Origin of the sequence: Azospirillum sp. SYSU D00513 (genome assembly GCF_017356015.1) — a bacterium.
In the GTDB taxonomy this organism is placed as follows: Bacteria; Pseudomonadota; Alphaproteobacteria; order Azospirillales; family Azospirillaceae; genus Azospirillum.
Genome location: NZ_JAFIQV010000079.1, coordinates 1 through 17,112, shown reverse-complemented (window position 1 = coordinate 17,112; position 17,112 = coordinate 1). Strand labels below are relative to the sequence as shown.

At 69.1% G+C, this 17,112-nt stretch carries 18 protein-coding genes; 11 read left to right on the top strand and 7 right to left on the bottom strand.

Features of this window, described 5'->3' with window-relative positions; all coding sequences use genetic code 11:
• Nucleotides 1-280: 280 nt before the first annotated feature.
• Both JUB11_RS31325 and JUB11_RS31320 read right to left on the bottom strand, forming a co-directional pair.
• Entirely contained in the window at nt 281-1,132 is an 852-nt protein-coding gene (locus JUB11_RS31325) for a fructosamine kinase family protein (protein WP_348771545.1), read from the bottom strand.
• The gene (locus JUB11_RS31320) at nt 1,129-1,602 is read right to left on the bottom strand and encodes a low molecular weight protein-tyrosine-phosphatase (RefSeq protein WP_207462733.1); all 474 of its coding nucleotides are present in this window, start codon (nt 1,600-1,602) and stop codon (nt 1,129-1,131) included. Before JUB11_RS31320 ends, JUB11_RS31325 begins: the two co-directional genes overlap by 4 nt.
• A gap of 75 nt (nt 1,603-1,677) precedes the next feature.
• Between JUB11_RS31320 and JUB11_RS31315 the strand changes: the two genes are divergently transcribed.
• Nucleotides 1,678-2,409 (top strand): NAD-dependent deacylase, encoded by a 732-nt coding sequence (locus JUB11_RS31315; protein WP_207462732.1) that lies wholly within the window; start codon nt 1,678-1,680, stop codon nt 2,407-2,409.
• A gap of 17 nt (nt 2,410-2,426) precedes the next feature.
• Entirely contained in the window at nt 2,427-3,011 is a 585-nt protein-coding gene (locus JUB11_RS31310) for a uracil-DNA glycosylase family protein (protein WP_207462731.1), read from the top strand.
• A 53-nt stretch (nt 3,012-3,064) separates the two neighbouring features.
• Here the strand turns inward: JUB11_RS31310 and JUB11_RS31305 are convergent, their stop codons facing one another.
• The 5 genes from JUB11_RS31305 to JUB11_RS31285 all read right to left on the bottom strand — a co-directional run bounded on the left by JUB11_RS31305 (nt 3,065) and on the right by JUB11_RS31285 (nt 7,930).
• Nucleotides 3,065-3,904 carry a lysine/arginine/ornithine ABC transporter substrate-binding protein gene (locus JUB11_RS31305; RefSeq protein WP_207462730.1) on the bottom strand — a complete coding sequence of 280 codons (840 nt, stop codon included), beginning with the start codon at nt 3,902-3,904 and terminating at the stop codon, nt 3,065-3,067.
• A 683-nt stretch (nt 3,905-4,587) separates the two neighbouring features.
• Nucleotides 4,588-5,277: an ABC transporter permease gene (locus JUB11_RS31300; protein ID WP_207462729.1), complete on the bottom strand. Its 690-nt coding sequence runs from the start codon at nt 5,275-5,277 to the stop codon at nt 4,588-4,590.
• 64 nt (nt 5,278-5,341) lie between these two features.
• Nucleotides 5,342-6,046 (bottom strand): ABC transporter permease, encoded by a 705-nt coding sequence (locus JUB11_RS31295; protein WP_207462728.1) that lies wholly within the window; start codon nt 6,044-6,046, stop codon nt 5,342-5,344.
• A gap of 89 nt (nt 6,047-6,135) precedes the next feature.
• Nucleotides 6,136-6,978, bottom strand: a complete 843-nt coding sequence (locus JUB11_RS31290) for a lysine/arginine/ornithine ABC transporter substrate-binding protein (RefSeq protein WP_247887459.1) — start codon at nt 6,976-6,978, stop codon at nt 6,136-6,138.
• 127 nt (nt 6,979-7,105) lie between these two features.
• Entirely contained in the window at nt 7,106-7,930 is an 825-nt protein-coding gene (locus tag JUB11_RS31285; RefSeq protein WP_247887458.1) for an ATP-binding cassette domain-containing protein, read from the bottom strand.
• 473 nt (nt 7,931-8,403) lie between these two features.
• On the opposite strand from JUB11_RS31285, the gene ccmA reads away from it, so the two are divergent.
• From ccmA to ccmI, 9 genes are all read left to right on the top strand, one after another.
• Nucleotides 8,404-9,099: a heme ABC exporter ATP-binding protein CcmA gene (ccmA, locus tag JUB11_RS31280; protein WP_207462726.1), complete on the top strand. Its 696-nt coding sequence runs from the start codon at nt 8,404-8,406 to the stop codon at nt 9,097-9,099.
• The gene (gene ccmB / locus JUB11_RS31275; RefSeq protein ID WP_207462725.1) at nt 9,096-9,761 is read left to right on the top strand and encodes a heme exporter protein CcmB; all 666 of its coding nucleotides are present in this window, start codon (nt 9,096-9,098) and stop codon (nt 9,759-9,761) included. The genes ccmA and ccmB overlap by 4 nt, the downstream gene beginning before the upstream one ends.
• 165 nt (nt 9,762-9,926) lie before the next feature.
• Nucleotides 9,927-10,646: a heme ABC transporter permease gene (locus JUB11_RS31270; RefSeq protein WP_207462734.1), complete on the top strand. Its 720-nt coding sequence runs from the start codon at nt 9,927-9,929 to the stop codon at nt 10,644-10,646.
• A 160-nt stretch (nt 10,647-10,806) separates the two neighbouring features.
• The gene (gene ccmD / locus JUB11_RS31265; RefSeq protein ID WP_207462724.1) at nt 10,807-11,046 is read left to right on the top strand and encodes a heme exporter protein CcmD; all 240 of its coding nucleotides are present in this window, start codon (nt 10,807-10,809) and stop codon (nt 11,044-11,046) included.
• A complete protein-coding gene (ccmE, locus tag JUB11_RS31260) occupies nt 11,043-11,555 on the top strand; it encodes a cytochrome c maturation protein CcmE (protein ID WP_207462723.1) in 513 nt (170 codons plus the stop codon). Before ccmD ends, ccmE begins: the two co-directional genes overlap by 4 nt.
• Nucleotides 11,556-11,562: 7 nt before the next feature.
• Nucleotides 11,563-13,563, top strand: coding sequence for a heme lyase CcmF/NrfE family subunit (locus JUB11_RS31255; RefSeq protein ID WP_207462722.1), 2,001 nt, complete (start codon nt 11,563-11,565; stop codon nt 13,561-13,563).
• Between the two features lie 40 nt (nt 13,564-13,603).
• Nucleotides 13,604-14,137 (top strand): DsbE family thiol:disulfide interchange protein, encoded by a 534-nt coding sequence (locus tag JUB11_RS31250; RefSeq protein WP_207462721.1) that lies wholly within the window; start codon nt 13,604-13,606, stop codon nt 14,135-14,137.
• Nucleotides 14,134-14,664, top strand: a complete 531-nt coding sequence (locus JUB11_RS31245; protein WP_207462720.1) for a cytochrome c-type biogenesis protein — start codon at nt 14,134-14,136, stop codon at nt 14,662-14,664. The genes JUB11_RS31250 and JUB11_RS31245 overlap by 4 nt, the downstream gene beginning before the upstream one ends.
• Nucleotides 14,664-16,094, top strand: coding sequence for a c-type cytochrome biogenesis protein CcmI (ccmI, locus tag JUB11_RS31240; RefSeq protein ID WP_207462719.1), 1,431 nt, complete (start codon nt 14,664-14,666; stop codon nt 16,092-16,094). Before JUB11_RS31245 ends, ccmI begins: the two co-directional genes overlap by 1 nt.
• The last annotated feature ends 1,018 nt before the right edge of the window (nt 16,095-17,112 follow it).

The following is a 17,112-nucleotide window of genomic DNA, read 5'->3' as shown; positions in this document are numbered from 1 at the left end:
AACCATGCAGCGGGGATACGAACGTTTCGCCGCCATTCACGAAGGCTACAAGCTTGCTGCGGCGCAAAATGTGTGCAAGCCGTAGCCCCGCCGGGGAGAGGGCGGGGCCCAGCCCGCAAGGGCTGGGAGGGTGAGGGGGCCGCGATTGCCGAACGCACATGTCCCCCCTGCAACCCCCTCACCCTAACCCTCTCCCCAGCGGGGAGAGGGGATTACGTCAGCGCCCATGCGCGAAAGCGGGGCTGCGCGGAACCGGTACCGTCCACCCACCCCTTCCCGCTCACCCCACCAAGCGCCCCACCGTCCGGCGTACCGCGCCGACGTAGGAGCCGCCGAACAGGCGGACATGCACCAGCAGCGGGTAAAGGTTGTAGAGGTCGCGGCGCAGCTCGAAGAAGCCCGGCCGGATTGGGCGGATCTCCGCGTAGCGGCGGAAGAAGGTCTCGCCGAAGGTGCCGAACAGGGTGGTGAAGGCCAGCTCGATTTCCGGGTCGGCATGATGGAGCGCCGGGTCGATGAAGGCGGCGATCCGCCCGCCATGCGCCAGCACGTTGTCCGTCCACAGGTCGCCGTGGATCAGGGCCGGCGGCGCGGTCTCCCCGATCAGCTCCGGCAGGCGCCCGGCCAGCCGCTCGATGTCCCGCATCAGCCCGGCCTCGATCCGTCCCTCCTCCAGCGCCGCGCGGGCCATGTGCAGCAGGCGCTGGTCGCGGAAGAAGGTGGCCCAGTCGGCGCTTTCCCCGTTCGGCTGAGGCAGAGGGCCGATCCGTGTCGGGCGGGGGAAGCCGTAGGCCGGCGCGCCGATGCCGTGCAGCGCCGCGACCAGCTCCGTCGCGTGCTCCTCCACGGACGCCGTGATGCCGCCGGACGTCTCGACATGGTCCATCACCAGCAGCCGGTCGTCGGCGTGATGCACGGCCGGCACCGGCAGGGCGGACGCGGCGGCGAGGTGACGCAGCATGAAGCCCTCCGGCTCCAGCCCGCGCCCCGCCTTCGCGACCAGCCGGCGCCCGTCGCCGAGCCGCACGGTCCATAGCTCCGCGTTGTGCCCGCCCGAGAGCCGTTCAATAGCCGACACCGGCGTGCCCAGCGCCGCTTCCACCATTGCGCGGATGGCGGCGGCGGCGGTCACGCCAGCTCCCGCCGCAGATGCTCCAGCAGGCCGCGCGCGCCCATCTCGCAAAGATCGAGCACCTCGGTGAAGTGGGTGCCCTCCCCGTAATAGGGGTCCGGCACCTCGCGCCGGGGCGCGTCCGGCGCGAAGTCCAGGAACAGCGCCAGCTTGGTCCTGGCGTCCGGCGGGGCCATGCGGCGCAGTTGCGTCAAGTGGCCCTGGTCCATGGCGAGGATGTGGTCGAATTCCGCGAAATCCCCGGCCGTCACCGTGCGGGCGCGCAGCCCCGACAGGTCCACGCCGCGCGCCAGCGCCGCCCTGCGGCTGCGCGGGTCGGGCGCTTCGCCCACATGGTAGCCATGCGTTCCCGCGGAATCCGCCGTGATTCGGTTGCCCAACCCGGCATTGAGGGCCACGTTACGGAACACACCCTCGGCGGTGGGCGAACGGCAGATGTTGCCGGTGCACACGAACAGGACCTTGACCATCCTCGTGCCCCCATCCTCGTCAACTCGGCTTCCGCCACGGTGTATCAGCCCCTCACCGTGACCGCCAGAGCCCCCATGGACGTCAGCACCCATCTGAAGCCGACCGGCAGCATCGTGATCCTGACCGGCGCCGGCATCTCCAAGGAATCGGGGCTGGACACCTTCCGCTGCGCGGGCGGCATCTGGGACAAGGTGGATCTGGAGGACGTGGCGACGCCGGAGGCCTTCCTGCGCAACCCGCCGCTGGTCCACCGCTTCTACAACGACCGCCGGCGCGGCCTGCTCGACCCGGCGGTGCAGCCGAACGCCGCCCACGCCGCCCTGGCCGAGCTGGAGCGCGCCTGGCCGGGAGACCTCCTTCTGGTCACCCAGAACATCGACGACCTGCACGAGCGCGCCGGCTCCAAGAAGCTCATCCACATGCATGGCGAGCTGCTGAAGGCGGTCTGCCTCTTCTGCCGCACCGTCATGGAGTGCCGCTCCGACCTGTCGCTGGAGCAGGCCTGTCCCCATTGCGGCCGGCGCAACGGACTGCGGCCCGACGTGGTCTGGTTCGGCGAGATGCCCTACGAGATGGAGCGCATCCAGGGGGAACTGGCTGCTTGCGACCTGTTCGTCTCCATCGGCACCTCGGGCAACATCTACCCGGCGGCGGGCTTCGTCGCCGAGGCCCGCGCCGCCGGCGCCCTCACCGTGGAGCTGAACCTGGAGCCCTCCAGCGGCGCCAGCCAGTTCCGCGAGGCGATCCACGGCCCGGCGACGGAGGTCGTACCGGCCTTCGTGAAGACACTGCTCGCCCTAACCTGACCGCACCCGCCCCGATCATGAGTCTGACCGAGCTTCTGGAAAGCGCCCGCGCCTGCCGGGCCTGCGAAGGGCTGCTGCCGCACGGCTGCCGCCCCGTCCTGCGCGGCAGCCCGACCGCGCGGCTGCTGATCGTCGGGCAGGCGCCGGGCGCCCGCGTCCACGCCACCGGCATCCCCTGGAACGACCCGTCGGGCAACCGGCTGCGTCAGTGGCTGGCGATGGACCGGGAGGCCTTCTACGACGAATCCCGCATCGGCGTCCTGCCGATGGGGCTCTGCTACCCCGGTACCTCGCCCAAGGGCGGCGACCACCCGCCCCGCCCGGAATGCGCGCCGCTCTGGCACCCGCCGTTGCGCGCGGCGCTCACCGGCGTGCGGCTGACGCTGCTGATCGGCCAGTACGCCCAGGCTTGGTACCTGGGCACCCGCCGCAAGCCCACCATGACCGAGACGGTCGCCGCCTGGCGCGAGTACGGCCCCGAGTTCCTTCCCCTGCCGCACCCGAGCTGGCGCAACACGGCCTGGCTGAAGAAGAACCCTTGGTTCGAGGAGGAGCTGGTCCCCGTCCTGCGCCGCCGGGTGGCGGAGGCGCTGGACGGCTAAAGCACCGGATGCCTGAGGCGCCGCCCCGGCGGAGCGGCGCCTCAACCCGCGCCTTACTTCAGCGAGATGTCGTAGCCGAAGTGCTGGGTGCTGAGCTTCGTGATGGTGCCGTCCTTGTTGGCCTCCTGGATGGCCTTGTCGAACAGCGCCTTCAGGTCGGCGTCCGCCTTGCGCATGCCGACGCCGACGCCCTCGCCCAGCACGCCGCGCGCGAAGTCCGGAGCGAAGCGGGCCATCTTGCCCTCGTTCGCCTTGGCGATGGCCTGCACCGCCGAGCGGTCGCCGAAGATGGCGTCGAGGCGGCCGGCGTTCAGGTCGATGCCGGCGTTGTCCAGCTTGTCGTAGCTGCGCACCTGCACGTCCGGCAGGTACTTCTCCATGAAGTTCGCCTGGATGGTCGAGACCTGCACGCCGATCGTCTTGCCCTTCAGCGTGGCCGCGAGCTTGTCGAGGACCTGCTTGTTGGCGGGCGTGTCATGGGCGAGGTCCACGCTCCTCTCGGTGAAGCTGGCGCCCAGCAGCGGGGAGCCCGCCGGGGCGGCGAAGCTCGACGGCTCGCTGCCGTAGGGTCCGGCGAAGTCGATGACCTGCTTGCGCTCGTCCGTGATGGACATGCCGGCCATGATGGCGTCGTACTTGCCCTGCTGGAGGGCCGGGATGATGCCGTCCCAATCCTGGGCAACGATCTCGCACTCCGCCTTCATGCGCTTGCAGAGATCCCGCGCGAGGTCGATCTCGAAACCGATCAGCTTGCCCGACGGGTCGGTCATGTTCCAGGGGGCGTAGGCTCCCTCGGTCGCGATGCGGACCTTCTTCCAGTCCTTGGCCTCGGCCGCGCCGCCGGCGACCGACAGGACAACACCCAACGCAAGCGCCGCAAAAAGCTTCTTCAACGGAAGATCTCCTCTGTTCATGCTTATGATTGTTTGTTTTTTTACGTCTTGGTTCGCCGCGATTCCCGCGGCCCGCCTCGAGCTTTGCCATTTCACACAGCCCGTCAAGCGAAATTGCCCCGGCAGCGCCCCGCCGGGTTGAGGAGGGCAGCCGTCTCCTGGCCCATCAAAAGGGCAAACCTGTCTTCTATGTGAGAAACCTGATAAATATCAGCCACTTATCCGTCACCCCCACGCAAGCGCATGGGCGCTAACTTTGAGAATCGACCGACGAAACCGAGCACCCGACCGCCTCTCCACCGTCATCCCCGCGGACGCGGGGATCCAGAGTTTCCAATAGGTTCGCTGCGGGAAAGGACTGGATTCCCGCTCTCAAGCAAACTTCGTTTGCTCTGACGCGGCAGGCGAATGCCAGAAGCATTCGCCAAGAGCGTTTCGCGGGAATGACGAGGTGGGATGGCGCGGGCTTCGGTCGAGCGAACGAACATGCAAAAGTTAGCGCCCATGCGCAAGCGGGGGTCCAGGACGCTTCCGCAGGGTTCGTTCTGCGGACTTCTGGATCCCCGCTTTCGCGGGGATGACAGAAAGTAAATGTTTTTCAAGGCGTTACCGCCTTATGAGGTCTGTGAGCCTCATGGTGCCGGCGCGGAAAACGCCTCGCTGAGAGCCCCAGTCGCCTCCCCTCAGGCCCGCGCCCGCAGGTAGGGCGTCAGGCGCCATTCCGCGTAGCGGATCAGGCGGGCGGCGAGGAAGTTGATCAGCAGGTAGATGGCGCCGGCGAGGATGAACAGCTCGAAGACGGCGAAGGTCTGGGCGATCATGCGGCGGGCGAGGCCGGTCACCTCCATCAGGGTGATGGTGCTGGCGAGCGAGCTGGCCTTGACCATCAGGATGATCTCGTTGCCGTAGGCCGGCAGCATCTGGCGGATGGCGACGGGCAGGACGATGCGGCGGAATGCCAGCGCACGGCTCATGCCGCAGGCGCGCGCCGCCTCGACCTGGCCGTGCGGCACCGACTGGATGGCGCCGCGCAGGATCTCGCTGGTGTAGGCGCCGGTGTTCAGCATCATCGCCAGGATGGCGCACCAGTAGGGCTCGCGCAGGACCGTCCACAGGAAGCTGCCGCGCACCCACTCGAACTGGCCCAGCCCGTAGTAGATCAGGAACATCTGGACGAGCAGCGGCGTGCCCCGGAACAGGAACACATAGCCCGAGGCGATGCCGCGCAGCACGGGGTTCGAGGACAGGCGCATCAGCGCCGTGCCGAAGGCCACGAGCGCGCCGCCGGCCAGCGCCAGCCCGACGAGCTGCAGGGTCAGGGGAACGCCGCCCAGCAGGCGCGGCAGGCTGCTCCACATCAGTTCCCAGTTCATCGTGCGGAACCCGCGCCGTCGGAATTCGGGCCGTCGGAATTCGGGCCGTTGGAAACGAGGAGCATCAGGCCCTCCGCAGGCTGCGGTTCGCGTGACGCTCGGCCTGGTTGAAGGCCGCCGTCGACACGGTCGTGAGGATCAGGTAGAGCGCGGCGGCGATGCCGTAGAACAGGAAGGGCTCCCGCGTCGAGCCGGAGCCGAGATGGGCCACGCGCATCAGCTCCGACAGGGCGGTCACGGAGACCAGCGCCGTGTCCTTCAGCGTCAGCTGCCATACGTTGCCGAGGCCCGGCAGGGCGAAGCGCATGGTCTGCGGCACCAGGATGCGGCGCAGGATCAGCGCGCGGCCCATGCCGCAGGCGCGCGCCGCCTCGATCTGGCCGTGCGGCACGGAGCGCACGGCACCCCGGATCACCTCGGTCGAATAGGCGCCGGAGATCAGCCCCACCGCCGCCACGCCGACGGCGAAGGCGTTCAGCTCGATGAAGCCGTCGTAACCGAACAGCCGCGCCACCGCCATGACCATGCCGTTGCCGCCGAAGAACAGCAGGTAGATGACCAGCAGCTCCGGCACGCCGCGCACGACCGTGGTGTAGAGTTCGGCGAGCACGCGCAGGATCGCGCTGCCGCTGAGCTTCGCCGCGGCGCCCAGCGCCCCGAAGACGATGCCCAGGGCAAAGGCCGACACGGCGACGGCAACGGTCATGGCCGTGCCGAGCAGGAGCTGCATGCCCCAGCCGTTCGGGCCGAATGAAAGGATTTCCAGCATCGCGTTCAGGGCTCACACCGCCCTGCCCCGCCCCTTCCCTCCAAGGGGAAAGCGACGGGGCGGGGAGGCCCGTTCAGGAGGGTGGGGGCTTACTTGACCGCGATGTCGTAGCCGAAATGCTGGACACTGAGCTTCGAGACCACGCCGTCCTTGGTGGACTCCTGGATGGCCTTGTCGAACAGCGCCTTCAGGTCGGCGTCGGCCTTGCGCACGCCGAGACCGATGCCCTCGCCCAGCACGCCGCGCGAGATGTTCGGGCCGACCAGCACGACCTTATCCGGCTCGTTCTTGGCGATGGCCTCGACCACGGACCGGTCGCCGAACAGCGTGTCGATGCGGCCGGAGACGAGATCGATGCCGGCGTTCTCGATCTTGTCGTAGGTGCGCAGGTCCACGTCCGGCAGGTGCTTCTCCATGAAGTTCGCCTGGATGGTGGAGACCTGCACGCCGACCGTCTTGCCCTTCAGCGCGGCGGCGAGCCTGTCGAGCGCGCCCTTGTTCTCCGGCGTCTCCTTGGCGAGGTCCACGGCCTCGACCTTGAGGTCGAGCGAGGACTGGAGCGGCGAGCCCTTCAGCACGCCGAAGGAGGAGGGCTCGGTGCCGTAGGGGACCGTGAAGTCGATGACCTGCTTGCGCTCGTCCGTGATGGTCATCGCCGACATGATGGCGTCGTACTTGCCCTGCTGGAGGGCCGGGATGATGCCGTCCCAATCCTGCGCGACGAACTCGCATTCCGCCTTCATGCGGGCGCAGAGGTCCTTGGCGAGGTCCACCTCGAAGCCGATCAGCTTGCCCGACGGGTCGGTCGAGTTCCAGGGCGGATAGGCACCCTCGCTGGCGATGCGGATCTTCTTCCAGTCCTTGGCGTCGGCCACCCCGGCGACGGTTCCGACCGCCGCCACGATTGCGCCGATCGCCAGCGCCGCGAACATTTTCCTCACGGAGAGATCTCCTTTGCTCTGCCTTGTTCCGGGAACCGCCGCCGGCGGTCCCGCGATGACCCTTGGTTCTTCAGAAAAACGCATCTTTCGGATGCCGCAGACGGCCCGTCCCTAGGGGTCATTCCCCCTGGGACAGGTGGCGCGACAGGAACTGCCGCACCCGGTCCGAATCGGGATCGACCAGCACCTTACCGGGCGGCCCCCTCTCCTCGACCCTGCCCTGGTGCAGGAACACCACCTCCGACGAGACCTCGCGGGCGAAGCCCATCTCGTGGGTGACCAGCACCATGGTGTTGCCTTCCTCCGCCAGCTTGCGGATGACCAGCAGCACCTCGCCCACCAGCTCGGGGTCGAGCGCGGAGGTCGGCTCGTCGAACAGCATCACCTTGGGCTGCATGGCGAGCGCGCGGGCGATGGCCGCGCGCTGCTGCTGCCCGCCGGAGAGCTGGACCGGGTAGGCGTCCGCCTTGGCGAGGATGCCGACCTTGTCCAGCAGCATGCGGGCGCGGTCCACGGCTTCCGCCTTCGGGACGCCCAGCACATGCACCGGCGCCTCGATGACGTTCTCCAGGATCGTCATGTGGGTCCACAGGTTGAAGCTCTGGAACACCATGCCGAGCCGGGTGCGGATGCGCTCCACCTGCTTGTGGTCGGCCGGCACGGTGCGCCCGCCGCGAGTCTTCAGCCCGATCTCCTCGCCGCCGATGACGATGCGCCCGGAATCCGGCACCTCCAGCATGTTGATGCAGCGCAGGAGCGTGCTCTTGCCCGAGCCCGAGGAGCCGATCAGCGTGACCACGTCGCCCTCGCGCGCCGTCACCGACACACCCTTCAGGACCTCCAGCGGGCCGAAACTCTTGTGCAGATCCTCGACGACGACCGCCGCGGCGGCGTCAGACGAGGAAGCGGGGGCGGCGCCGGAGGCGGATGGGTGGGAAGACATGCGTGGTCGTGGCTGTGATAGGAACAGGACAACAGGCTAGACCGCGCGAAGTCCTGCCGCAACGCGGAACTTCGCGGCTTTTCCAGGCGTCCGGCGCGCCGGAACCCGGGCCGGCCCTCGTGACCGTCCCCCAGGGATGGGGGCCCGAGGAAGATCGTCCGCCACACCGATCAAAATTTCGCCACTTTTCGGTCCCATAAGAACCACAGGCGCCCGGCAACATCCGACGCAACGGGCAGCGGGACCGGAACGTGAACCCCCGCGTTGACGGTCCCGGCGGCGACGCCAGGCACGCTGTCCTGTCCGAAGGCGTCCGGCCAGACCCCGGCCGGGCATGCGGCCACCGTGGGAGCCCCCCTGCGGTGGCCGTTCCTTTTTCCAAGGCCTTCACATGCGGACCGGCGGTTTTGACCGGCGGCCGGGCTGTGCTATAGCTCGCCACCCCCTGTCCCCGCCGCGAGCCCGAATTCCCGATGCCTGTCTTCACCGGTTCCGAGCTGACCTGCCTGCGCGGCGACCGGCTGGTCTTCACCGGGCTGGACTTCCGCGTCGCGCCGGGCGAGGCGCTGCTGCTGCTCGGCCCGAACGGCAGCGGCAAGTCGAGCCTGCTGCGGATGATGGCCGGCCTGCTGAAGCCCTTCCGGGGGAGGCTCGCCTGGGACGGCGCGCCAGTGCCGGACGACCCGGACGGGCACCGCGCGAAGATCCACTATGTCGGCCATCTCGACGCCGTGAAGCCGGTGCTGACCGCCGCCGAGAACCTCGCCTTCTGGGCGGGGCTGGGCGGCGCGGCGGATCCGCGGGCCAGCGCGCTGGCCGCGCTCGACCGGCTGGGCGTGCCGCAGATCGCCGGCGTGCCGGGGCGCTACCTGTCCGCCGGGCAGAAGCGCCGGCTGAACCTGGCCCGCGTGCTGGCGGCCCCGGCGCCGCTCTGGCTGCTGGACGAGCCGTCGGTCGCGCTCGACCGCGCCGCCGTGGCGCTGCTGGAGGGCATCATCGCCGAGCACCGCGCGGCCGGCGGCATGGTCGCGGTCTCCACCCACGCCGACATCGCCATGCCCGGCGCCCGCGAACTGCATCTGGACGACTTCACCCCCGTGACCGGCGGGAACGCGTTCGATGACGACGCCTTCGGTGACGGCGGGATTGAAGGGGAGGACGCGGCATGACGCGCTTCCTGCGGCTCGTCGGGCGGGACCTGCGGCTGGCCCTGCGCCAGGGGTCGGACGCTTCCATCGCCGTGATGTTCTTCGTGCTCTGCGTCGTGCTGTTCCCCTTCGGCGTCGGGCCGGAGCCGAACATCCTCGCGCGCATCGCCGCGGGCGTGATCTGGGTGGCGGCCCTCCTCGCCTCGCTGCTGTCGCTGGAGCGGCTGTTCCAGACCGATTACGAGGACGGCTCGCTGGAGCTGCTGGCCCTGTCGCCGGTGCCGCTGGAAGCCGTCGTGCTGGCCAAGACGCTCGCCCATTGGCTGGTCACCGGCCTGCCGCTGATCGTCGCCGCCCCGATCCTGGCGGTGCTGCTGAACATGGACACGGCGGGGTTCGGCACGCTGGTCCTGACGCTCGCCATCGGCACCCCGCTGCTCAGCCTCATCGGCGGCATCGGCGCCGCCCTGACGCTGGGGGCGCGGCGCGGCGGCGTGCTGCTGTCGCTGCTGATCCTGCCGCTCTACATCCCCGTGCTGATCTTCGGGGCCGGGGCCATCGACGCCTCCCTGCACGGCCTCACCCCGCGCCCGCACCTGCTGCTGCTGGCCGGGCTGCTCGCCGCCGCCCTGCCGCTGGCCCCCTGGGCCGGTGCGGCGGCCCTGCGCCAGGCCGTGGAATAGGCCGTCGAACAGGACCGCCGGCCGGGCCTTTCCCGGCCGTCCCTTGTCACGGGCGGTGTCGCCGGAATCCTCACGGTTTCCTGACCTGGATCAAGGCGAAACCCCTCGCGCTGTGGTGGATGTGGTCTTATATGGACCGCATCGCATCGAAGGCCCGTGGAACCCATGCACCGCTTCGCCAACCCTGCCCGCTTCCAACGCCTTGCCACGGCGATCCTGCCGTGGAGCGCCGGGGCGACCGTGGTCCTGCTGGTCGTGGGGCTCTATTTCAGCCTGTTCGCCTCGCCGCCGGACTACCAGCAGGGCGACACGGTGCGGATCATGTACATCCATGTGCCCGCCGCCTGGATGAGCCTGTTCGTCTACACCAACATGGCCATCGCCGCCGCCTGCGGGCTGGTGTGGAAGCACCCGCTGGCCGACCTGTTCGCCAAGGCCGCCGCCCCGGTCGGCGCCGGCTTCACGGCGATCTGCCTGATCACCGGCTCGCTCTGGGGGGCGCCGATGTGGGGCACCTGGTGGGTGTGGGACGCGCGGCTGACCAGCGTTCTGATCCTGTTCTTCCTGTATCTGGGCTACATGGCGCTGGTGAACGCCTTCGACGACCCGCAGCGCGGCATGCGCGCGGGCAACGTGCTGCTGCTGGTCGGCATCGTGAACGTGCCGATCATCAAGTTCTCGGTCGAATGGTGGAACACGCTGCACCAGCCCGCCAGCGTCATGCGCATGGACGGCCCGACCGTCGCGGCGCCGATGCTGGTGCCGCTGCTGATCATGGCGGTCGCCTTCACGCTCTATTTCGTCACCGTGGTCCTGCTGCGCCTGCGCGCGGAGATCGTCCAGCGCCGCATCCAGACCATGCGGCTGACGCAGGCGGCCGAATGAAGGCCGCCGCATGACGTTCGTGGACTAAAACGGCGCGGCAGGCGTCCACCGGGTGGGTCCTAAAGTCGCAGGCCCGCCGGGGCGCCCCGCCTTGAAACAGACACATGGATCGGTTTGAGTGGAACCGATGCTTTTTGGGACCGGAGAGCCCTTTTTGCCGATGTCCGAATTCCTCGCGATGGGCGGCTACGCCGCGTTCGTCTGGCCGTCCTATGGGGTGGCGGCGCTGATCATGGTCGGGCTTCTCGCCGCGACGCTGAAATCCCTGCGCTCGGGCGAGGCCACCTTGCGCGCGCTGGAAGGCAGCCGCCCGGCGCGCCGCCGGCGCGACCGCGCGCCGGCATCGGCATCGGCATCGGCGGTGAACGCTCCGGCGGTGAGTGAAGTGAGGGAAGGATGACCCGCAAGAAACGGCGCCTCTACATGCTGGGCCTGGCCCTGCTGGGGCTGGGCACCGCCGCCGCCCTGACGCTGACCGCCTTCGAGGACAACATCGTCTTCTTCTACAGCCCGAGCGACGTGCAGACGCGCGACGTCGGCGACCGCAACTTCCGGCTGGGCGGGCTGGTCGAGGCCGGCAGCGTGAAGAAGCTGCCCGACGGGCTGACGACCGAGTTCATGGTGACCGACACGGTCAACAGCGTGGCGGTCAGCTACCGCGGCCAGCTTCCCGACCTGTTCCGCGAGGGCCAGGGCATCGTCGCCGAGGGCACGCTGAACGGTGCGCGCGTCTTCGTCGCGCGCGAGGTGCTCGCCAAGCACGACGAGAACTACATGCCGCCGGAGGTGGCCGACGCCATCAAGCGCGCCGGCGTCTTCAAGGACCCCGCCAAGACGGCGGACGGCATGGCGGAGAAGGCGGCGGCCACCACGGTCCCGGCCGCGTCCCAATCCACGTCCAAGGAGTAGCCGGCCCATGATCCCGGAGCTTGGCCATTACGCGCTGGTGCTGGCGCTCTTCGTGGCGCTGGTGCAGTCGGTGCTGCCCCTGGCCGGGGCCGCCACCGGCAACGCCGCCTGGATGGCGGTGGCCCGCCCGGCGGCGCTGGGCCAGCTCGCCCTGATCCTGGTGGCCTACGCGGCGCTGACCTGGGCGCATGTGGTGTCGGACTTCAGCGTCCAGAACGTGGTGCAGAACAGCCATTCGCTGAAGCCCATGCTCTACAAGGTCTCCGGCGTCTGGGGGAACCATGAGGGGTCGATGATCCTCTGGGTCCTGATGCTGGCCGGCTTCGGCGCGGCGGTGGCGCTGTTCGGGCGCAACCTGCCCCCGACCCTGCGGGCGCGCGTGCTGTCGGTGCAGGGGATGACCGGGGTCGGCTTCCTGCTGTTCGTGCTGGCGACCAGCAACCCCTTCATCCGCGTGATCCCGGCGCCGCTGGACGGCAACGACCTGAACCCGCTGCTGCAGGATCCCGGTCTCGCCTTCCACCCGCCCTTCCTCTACGCGGGCTATGTCGGCTTCTCCATGGCCTTCTCCTTCGCGGTGGCGGCCCTGATCGAGGGGCGCGTGGACCCCGCCTGGGCGCGCTGGGTGCGGCCCTGGACGCTGCTGGCCTGGGCCTCGCTGACCATGGGCATCGCCATGGGAAGCTGGTGGGCCTATTACGAGCTGGGCTGGGGCGGCTGGTGGTTCTGGGACCCGGTCGAGAACGCCTCGCTGATGCCCTGGCTGGCCGGAACGGCGCTGCTGCATTCCGCCACGGTGGTGGAAAAGCGCGACGCGCTGAAGAGCTGGACCATCCTGCTCGCCATCGTCACCTTCTCGCTGTCGCTGATGGGCACCTTCCTGGTGCGCTCGGGCATCCTGACCTCGGTCCACGCCTTCGCGGTGGACCCGGCGCGCGGCGTGTTCATCCTGGTGCTGCTGGTGATCGCCACCGGCGGCTCGCTGCTGCTCTACAGCCTGCGGGCGCCGAGCCTGAAGGCCGGCGGCCTGTTCGCGCCGGTCAGCCGCGAGGGTGCGCTGGTGCTGAACAACCTGCTGCTCTCCACCGCCACGGCGACCGTCTTCATCGGCACGCTCTACCCGCTGTTCCTGGACGTGCTGGAGCTGGGCAAGGTGTCGGTGGGCGCGCCCTTCTTCAACGCGACCTTCCTGCCGCTCGCCATGCCGATGGTTGCCGCCATGACGGTCGGCCCCTTCCTGGCCTGGAAGCGCGGCGACCTGGGCGCCGCCATGGTCCGGCTGTGGTCCGCCGGCCTCGCCACCGCCGCCATCGTCGCGGCCGCCGCCTACGTCACGGCCGGGAGCGGCCCGATCCTGGCGCTGGCCGGCATCGGGCTGGCCGCCTGGGCCTTCTTCGGCGCGCTGGCGGAGTTCGCCGAGCGCATCCGCCTGTTCCGCATCCCCCTGCGCGACAGCCTGAACCGCGCCCGCCACCTGCCGCGCAGCGCCTGGGGCATGACGCTGGCCCACGCCTTCCTCGGCATCTCCATCGCCGGCATGACCGGCACCTCGGCCTGGCAGACGGAAGCCATCCGGTCGATGAAGCCGGGCGACAGCGCGGAGGTCGCGGGCTACGTCATCCGCTTCGACTCCATCGGCGGAACGCAGGGGCCGAACTTCCGCTCCGACACCGGGCGCTTCACCGTGACGACGGCCCAGGGCGACCATGTCGCCGTGCTGACGCCGGAGCGCCGCTTCTACCCCGTCACCCGCATGACGACGACCGAGGCCGCGATCCACACGACCTGGGTCTCGGACGTCTATGTGGCGCTCGGCGACCCAACGCAGAACGGGGCGGCCTGGACCGTGCGCATGTACCACCACCCGCTGGTGCCCTGGATCTGGATCGGCGGCGTCGGCATGGTGGTCGCCGGGCTGGTCTCGATCTCCGACCGCCGCTACCGCGTCGGCGCGCCGGAACGCCGCCGGGCGGGCGCCGGGCCGGCAGCACCACAGCCCGCCGAATAGGGCCGGCCGGGCCCAAGCTCAGCCGAACGAGGAAAGACCCATGCGCCGCCTGATCTACCTGCTGCCCCTCCTGCTCTTCGCAGGCGTGGGCGTGGCCTTCTGGTACGGCTTCGACCGCGACCCGAAGATCATCCCGTCCGCCCTGCTGGACAAGCCGGTGCCGGGCTTCGAGCTGCCGCCGCTGCCTGGCCACAAGGAAGGGCTGTCCACGGCCCAGCTCAAGGGCGGGGTGACGGTGGTGAACGTCTTCGCCTCCTGGTGCATCCCCTGCAAGGCGGAGCACCCGATCATCACCCGCCTGTCGCGGCAGGAGGGGCTGACCGTGCGCGCCATCAACCACAAGGACAAGGCGGAGGACGCCATCGCCTGGCTGAACCGCAACGGCGACCCCTACGCCAGCGTCGGCGCCGACCTGGACGGGCGCGTCTCCATCGACTGGGGCGTCTATGGCGTGCCGGAGACCTTCCTGGTGGACCGCGAGGGCCGCATCCGCTTCAAGCATGTCGGCCCGCTGACGCCACAGGTGGTGGAGGAGCAGCTCCTCCCCCTGGCGCGGGAGCTGAGCCGGGGATGAGGGCGCATCTGCTGGCCGCGCTGCTGGCCGTCTCACCCCTGGCGATAGCCCCGACCGCGGCGCTCGCCGTGATGCCCGACGAGGTGCTGAAGGACCCGGCGCTGGAGTCCCGCGCGCGGGAGATCAGCAAGGAGCTGCGCTGCCTCGTCTGCCAGAACCAGTCCATCGACGACAGCAACGCGCCGCTGGCCCGCGACCTGCGCGTGCTGGTGCGCGAGCGGCTGCAGGCCGGCGACAGCGACGCGGGCGTGCTGTCCTACGTGACCGACCGCTACGGCGACTATGTGCTGCTGCGCCCGCCATTCAAGGCGGCGACGCTGCTGCTGTGGGTCGGTCCCTTCGCGCTGCTGGCGCTGGGGGCGGCCGGCACCGTCTTCTACTTGCGGGGCCGGCGCGGGGCCGGGTCCGGCGGCGACACCACGCCCCTGACCGAGGACGAGACGCGGCGGCTCGACGCCCTTCTCGGCAAGGCCGGACCGGGAGACACGGCGTTGGGCAAGGAAGCTTTGGGTAAGGACGGGGTGTGATGCTGTTCTGGATTCTGGCCGCGGTCATGACGGCGGGCGTGCTGGCGCTGATCATGACGCCGCTGCTGAAGCCCCAGGCCGACGGCGGCGCCCGCGCCTCCTACGACCTGGAGGTCTACCGCGACCAGCTCGAAGAGCTGGACCGCGACCTCGCCCGCGGCGTCATCAACGAGGCGCAGGCTGCCGCCGCCCGGGCGGAGATCGGCCGGCGCATGCTCGCCTCCGCCGACGAGGGCGCCGCACCGGCATCCGCCGGGCCGCGCGCCGCGACGCTGGTCGCCGGTGTCCTCGCCGTGGGCATCCCGCTGGGGGCACTCGCCGTCTACCTGCCGCTCGGCAACCCGGACGCGCCGGCCCAGCCGCTCGCCTCGCGCAACCTGGAGCAGGAACAGAACCTGCCCCCGGAAAGCGTGGTGACGGCGATGGAGAACCTGCGCCAGCAGTTGGAGCAGAACCCCGACGATCCGCAGGGCTGGAGCATCCTCGGCCAGGCGCTGGCGAAGATGGGCCACCTGCCCCAGGCGTCCGAGGCGCTGGCCAGGGCCGTGGCGCTGTCGCCCGATGACACGGAGCTTCTGGGCTCCTATGCCGAGGTGGCGACCGCCGCCAACGGCGGCACGGTGACCGAGGATGCCCGCAAGGCCTACGACCGCGTGCTGGAGAAGACCCCCAACGACCCGCGCGCCCGCTTCTACGCCGGGCTCGCGCGCTTCCAGGCGGGGGAGCTGAACGAGGCGCTGGAGCGCTGGACCCGGCTGATGAGCGAATCTCCGGCCGACGCCCCCTGGGTGGCGGTCCTGCGCGACTACATCCGGCAGGCCGCCGAAGGGCTCGGCCGCGACCCCGACGGCGCCGTGCCGCAGCCCCTGCCTCCCGTCGCGCGGAACCAGCAGCCCGGTGCGGGGACCCCGCCCGGCGACGCGGGCCAGAACGCGCCGCAGAATGCCCCCCAAAATGCGGAAGACCGCGACCGCATGATCCGCGACATGGTCGCCGGGCTGGCGGCACGGCTGGAGAGCGACCCTTCGGACGTCGAGGGCTGGCTGCGCCTCGTCCGCTCCTACAGCGTGCTGGGCGACCTCGAGAAGGCCGCCGAGGCCGGCCGCCGCGCCAGGGAGCAGGCCCCCGACCGCCCCGACGTGCTGGTCGCCTACGCCACCAGCCTGCTGGCCCAGCAGGCCCGCGACGCCCAGGGGAACGAGGCGGCGCGCCGCGTGCCTGAGGAGGCCGTCGGCGCGCTGAAGCAGGCGCTCAGCCTCGACCCCGGCAACCGCGAGGCCCTCTGGCTGCTCGGTCTGGAAGCCGCCGGCGCGGGGCGCACCGGCGAGGCGTCGGAACTGTGGACCCGCCTGCTCGCCCAGTTCAAGCCGGGCGACCCGGAACACGCGACGATCCGCGCCCGCATCGACCAGCTGAAGGCGGGCGGGTAAGGGCGGAAGGGGGAAGCGAATGCATGCAAAGGAATGTTCGCGTTCATGCCTGCGCTCAAGCTATAAGGGCAGCACCTCCCGCGAAAAATAGCGGGCGCGAACGGGGAAGCGTTGCATGCACCCGGCATCGATTCAGCATCTGAACGTTTCCTATGACCTATCCCATATTCCGCATTCTCGAACGCATAAATTTTCATGGTCCTGCAGAAACAATCAAACAATACTATTCAATGTCGAAGTGACCTACAGCACGCATTGCTACAGTGAGGAAGTCAAGGCAGACACGGTACTACCTGCGGGAAGCCACACTTTTCCTGACAGGGGCGGAAAGAGACGAGTGTTCTGCCCTATCCGTTATAGCCACTCTCTGCTGCTTCCCGGTCTCGTCGGGAAACTGTTTGAAAAGCCGACATCACAGGTCATGAGGACAAAAGAGAAGCCAAACTGGCTCTTTTATGAATTGAAGATGGTTCCTCCGCTGCAAAGCGGCCAAAGATACTGTGTGTTCTTTAACTTGCGCCAGAAGCCATCCGATCGCAATGAGACAAGCCCTTTTTGGCTAAGCATGTTCATTGAGAGCGCCTATGCTCGAAGTCAGATGGTCGGCACCACACAGCGCTTACCGTTCGGCAGGCTTGCGGAAGATTGCCTGAACTTCCAAAAGAGACCGTAACATGGTCTGTTCACCTGGCCGGTGATCCCACGACAGCACAAGAGCCGGAAGAAACACCAAAGGGCGACCATACAGGCCGCCCTTTGATAGGTAGTCCCTCGGCAACCCAAGCTTTTTCAGCCCACAGCCATAAGCAAGTGACCAAGCAGAGCTTGGCGGGATCGATGCTGTCAGCGGTTTCCCACCTCAGCCGATCTGCATCAACCATCATAAGTTAAGCGCTGAAGGAGGGTATGTCAAGCTGACCTCCCTGTACTGTCGCTAACACGTGATGTGTCCGGAGTTTGTAGCAAGTGATCTGTCCGGCCTTAGGCTCTGCCGAACGAAGGGGGCGGGGATGGGGCG

Excerpts from the sequence above, each read along its gene's own strand:
- JUB11_RS31320 (WP_207462733.1), bottom strand. The coding sequence starts at position 1,602 with ATGGTCAAGGTCCTGTTCGTGTGCACCGGCAACATCTGCCGTTCGCCC.
- JUB11_RS31315 (WP_207462732.1), top strand. The coding sequence starts at position 1,678 with ATGGACGTCAGCACCCATCTGAAGCCGACCGGCAGCATCGTGATCCTG.
- JUB11_RS31310 (WP_207462731.1), top strand. The coding sequence starts at position 2,427 with ATGAGTCTGACCGAGCTTCTGGAAAGCGCCCGCGCCTGCCGGGCCTGC.
- JUB11_RS31300 (WP_207462729.1), bottom strand. The coding sequence starts at position 5,277 with ATGAACTGGGAACTGATGTGGAGCAGCCTGCCGCGCCTGCTGGGCGGC.
- JUB11_RS31295 (WP_207462728.1), bottom strand. The coding sequence starts at position 6,046 with ATGCTGGAAATCCTTTCATTCGGCCCGAACGGCTGGGGCATGCAGCTC.
- JUB11_RS31290 (WP_247887459.1), bottom strand. The coding sequence starts at position 6,978 with ATGTTCGCGGCGCTGGCGATCGGCGCAATCGTGGCGGCGGTCGGAACC.
- JUB11_RS31285 (WP_247887458.1), bottom strand. The coding sequence starts at position 7,930 with ATGTCTTCCCACCCATCCGCCTCCGGCGCCGCCCCCGCTTCCTCGTCT.
- ccmA (WP_207462726.1), top strand. The coding sequence starts at position 8,404 with ATGCCTGTCTTCACCGGTTCCGAGCTGACCTGCCTGCGCGGCGACCGG.
- ccmB (WP_207462725.1), top strand. The coding sequence starts at position 9,096 with ATGACGCGCTTCCTGCGGCTCGTCGGGCGGGACCTGCGGCTGGCCCTG.
- JUB11_RS31270 (WP_207462734.1), top strand. The coding sequence starts at position 9,927 with ATGCACCGCTTCGCCAACCCTGCCCGCTTCCAACGCCTTGCCACGGCG.
- ccmD (WP_207462724.1), top strand. The coding sequence starts at position 10,807 with ATGTCCGAATTCCTCGCGATGGGCGGCTACGCCGCGTTCGTCTGGCCG.
- ccmE (WP_207462723.1), top strand. The coding sequence starts at position 11,043 with ATGACCCGCAAGAAACGGCGCCTCTACATGCTGGGCCTGGCCCTGCTG.
- JUB11_RS31255 (WP_207462722.1), top strand. The coding sequence starts at position 11,563 with ATGATCCCGGAGCTTGGCCATTACGCGCTGGTGCTGGCGCTCTTCGTG.
- JUB11_RS31250 (WP_207462721.1), top strand. The coding sequence starts at position 13,604 with ATGCGCCGCCTGATCTACCTGCTGCCCCTCCTGCTCTTCGCAGGCGTG.
- JUB11_RS31245 (WP_207462720.1), top strand. The coding sequence starts at position 14,134 with ATGAGGGCGCATCTGCTGGCCGCGCTGCTGGCCGTCTCACCCCTGGCG.
- ccmI (WP_207462719.1), top strand. The coding sequence starts at position 14,664 with ATGCTGTTCTGGATTCTGGCCGCGGTCATGACGGCGGGCGTGCTGGCG.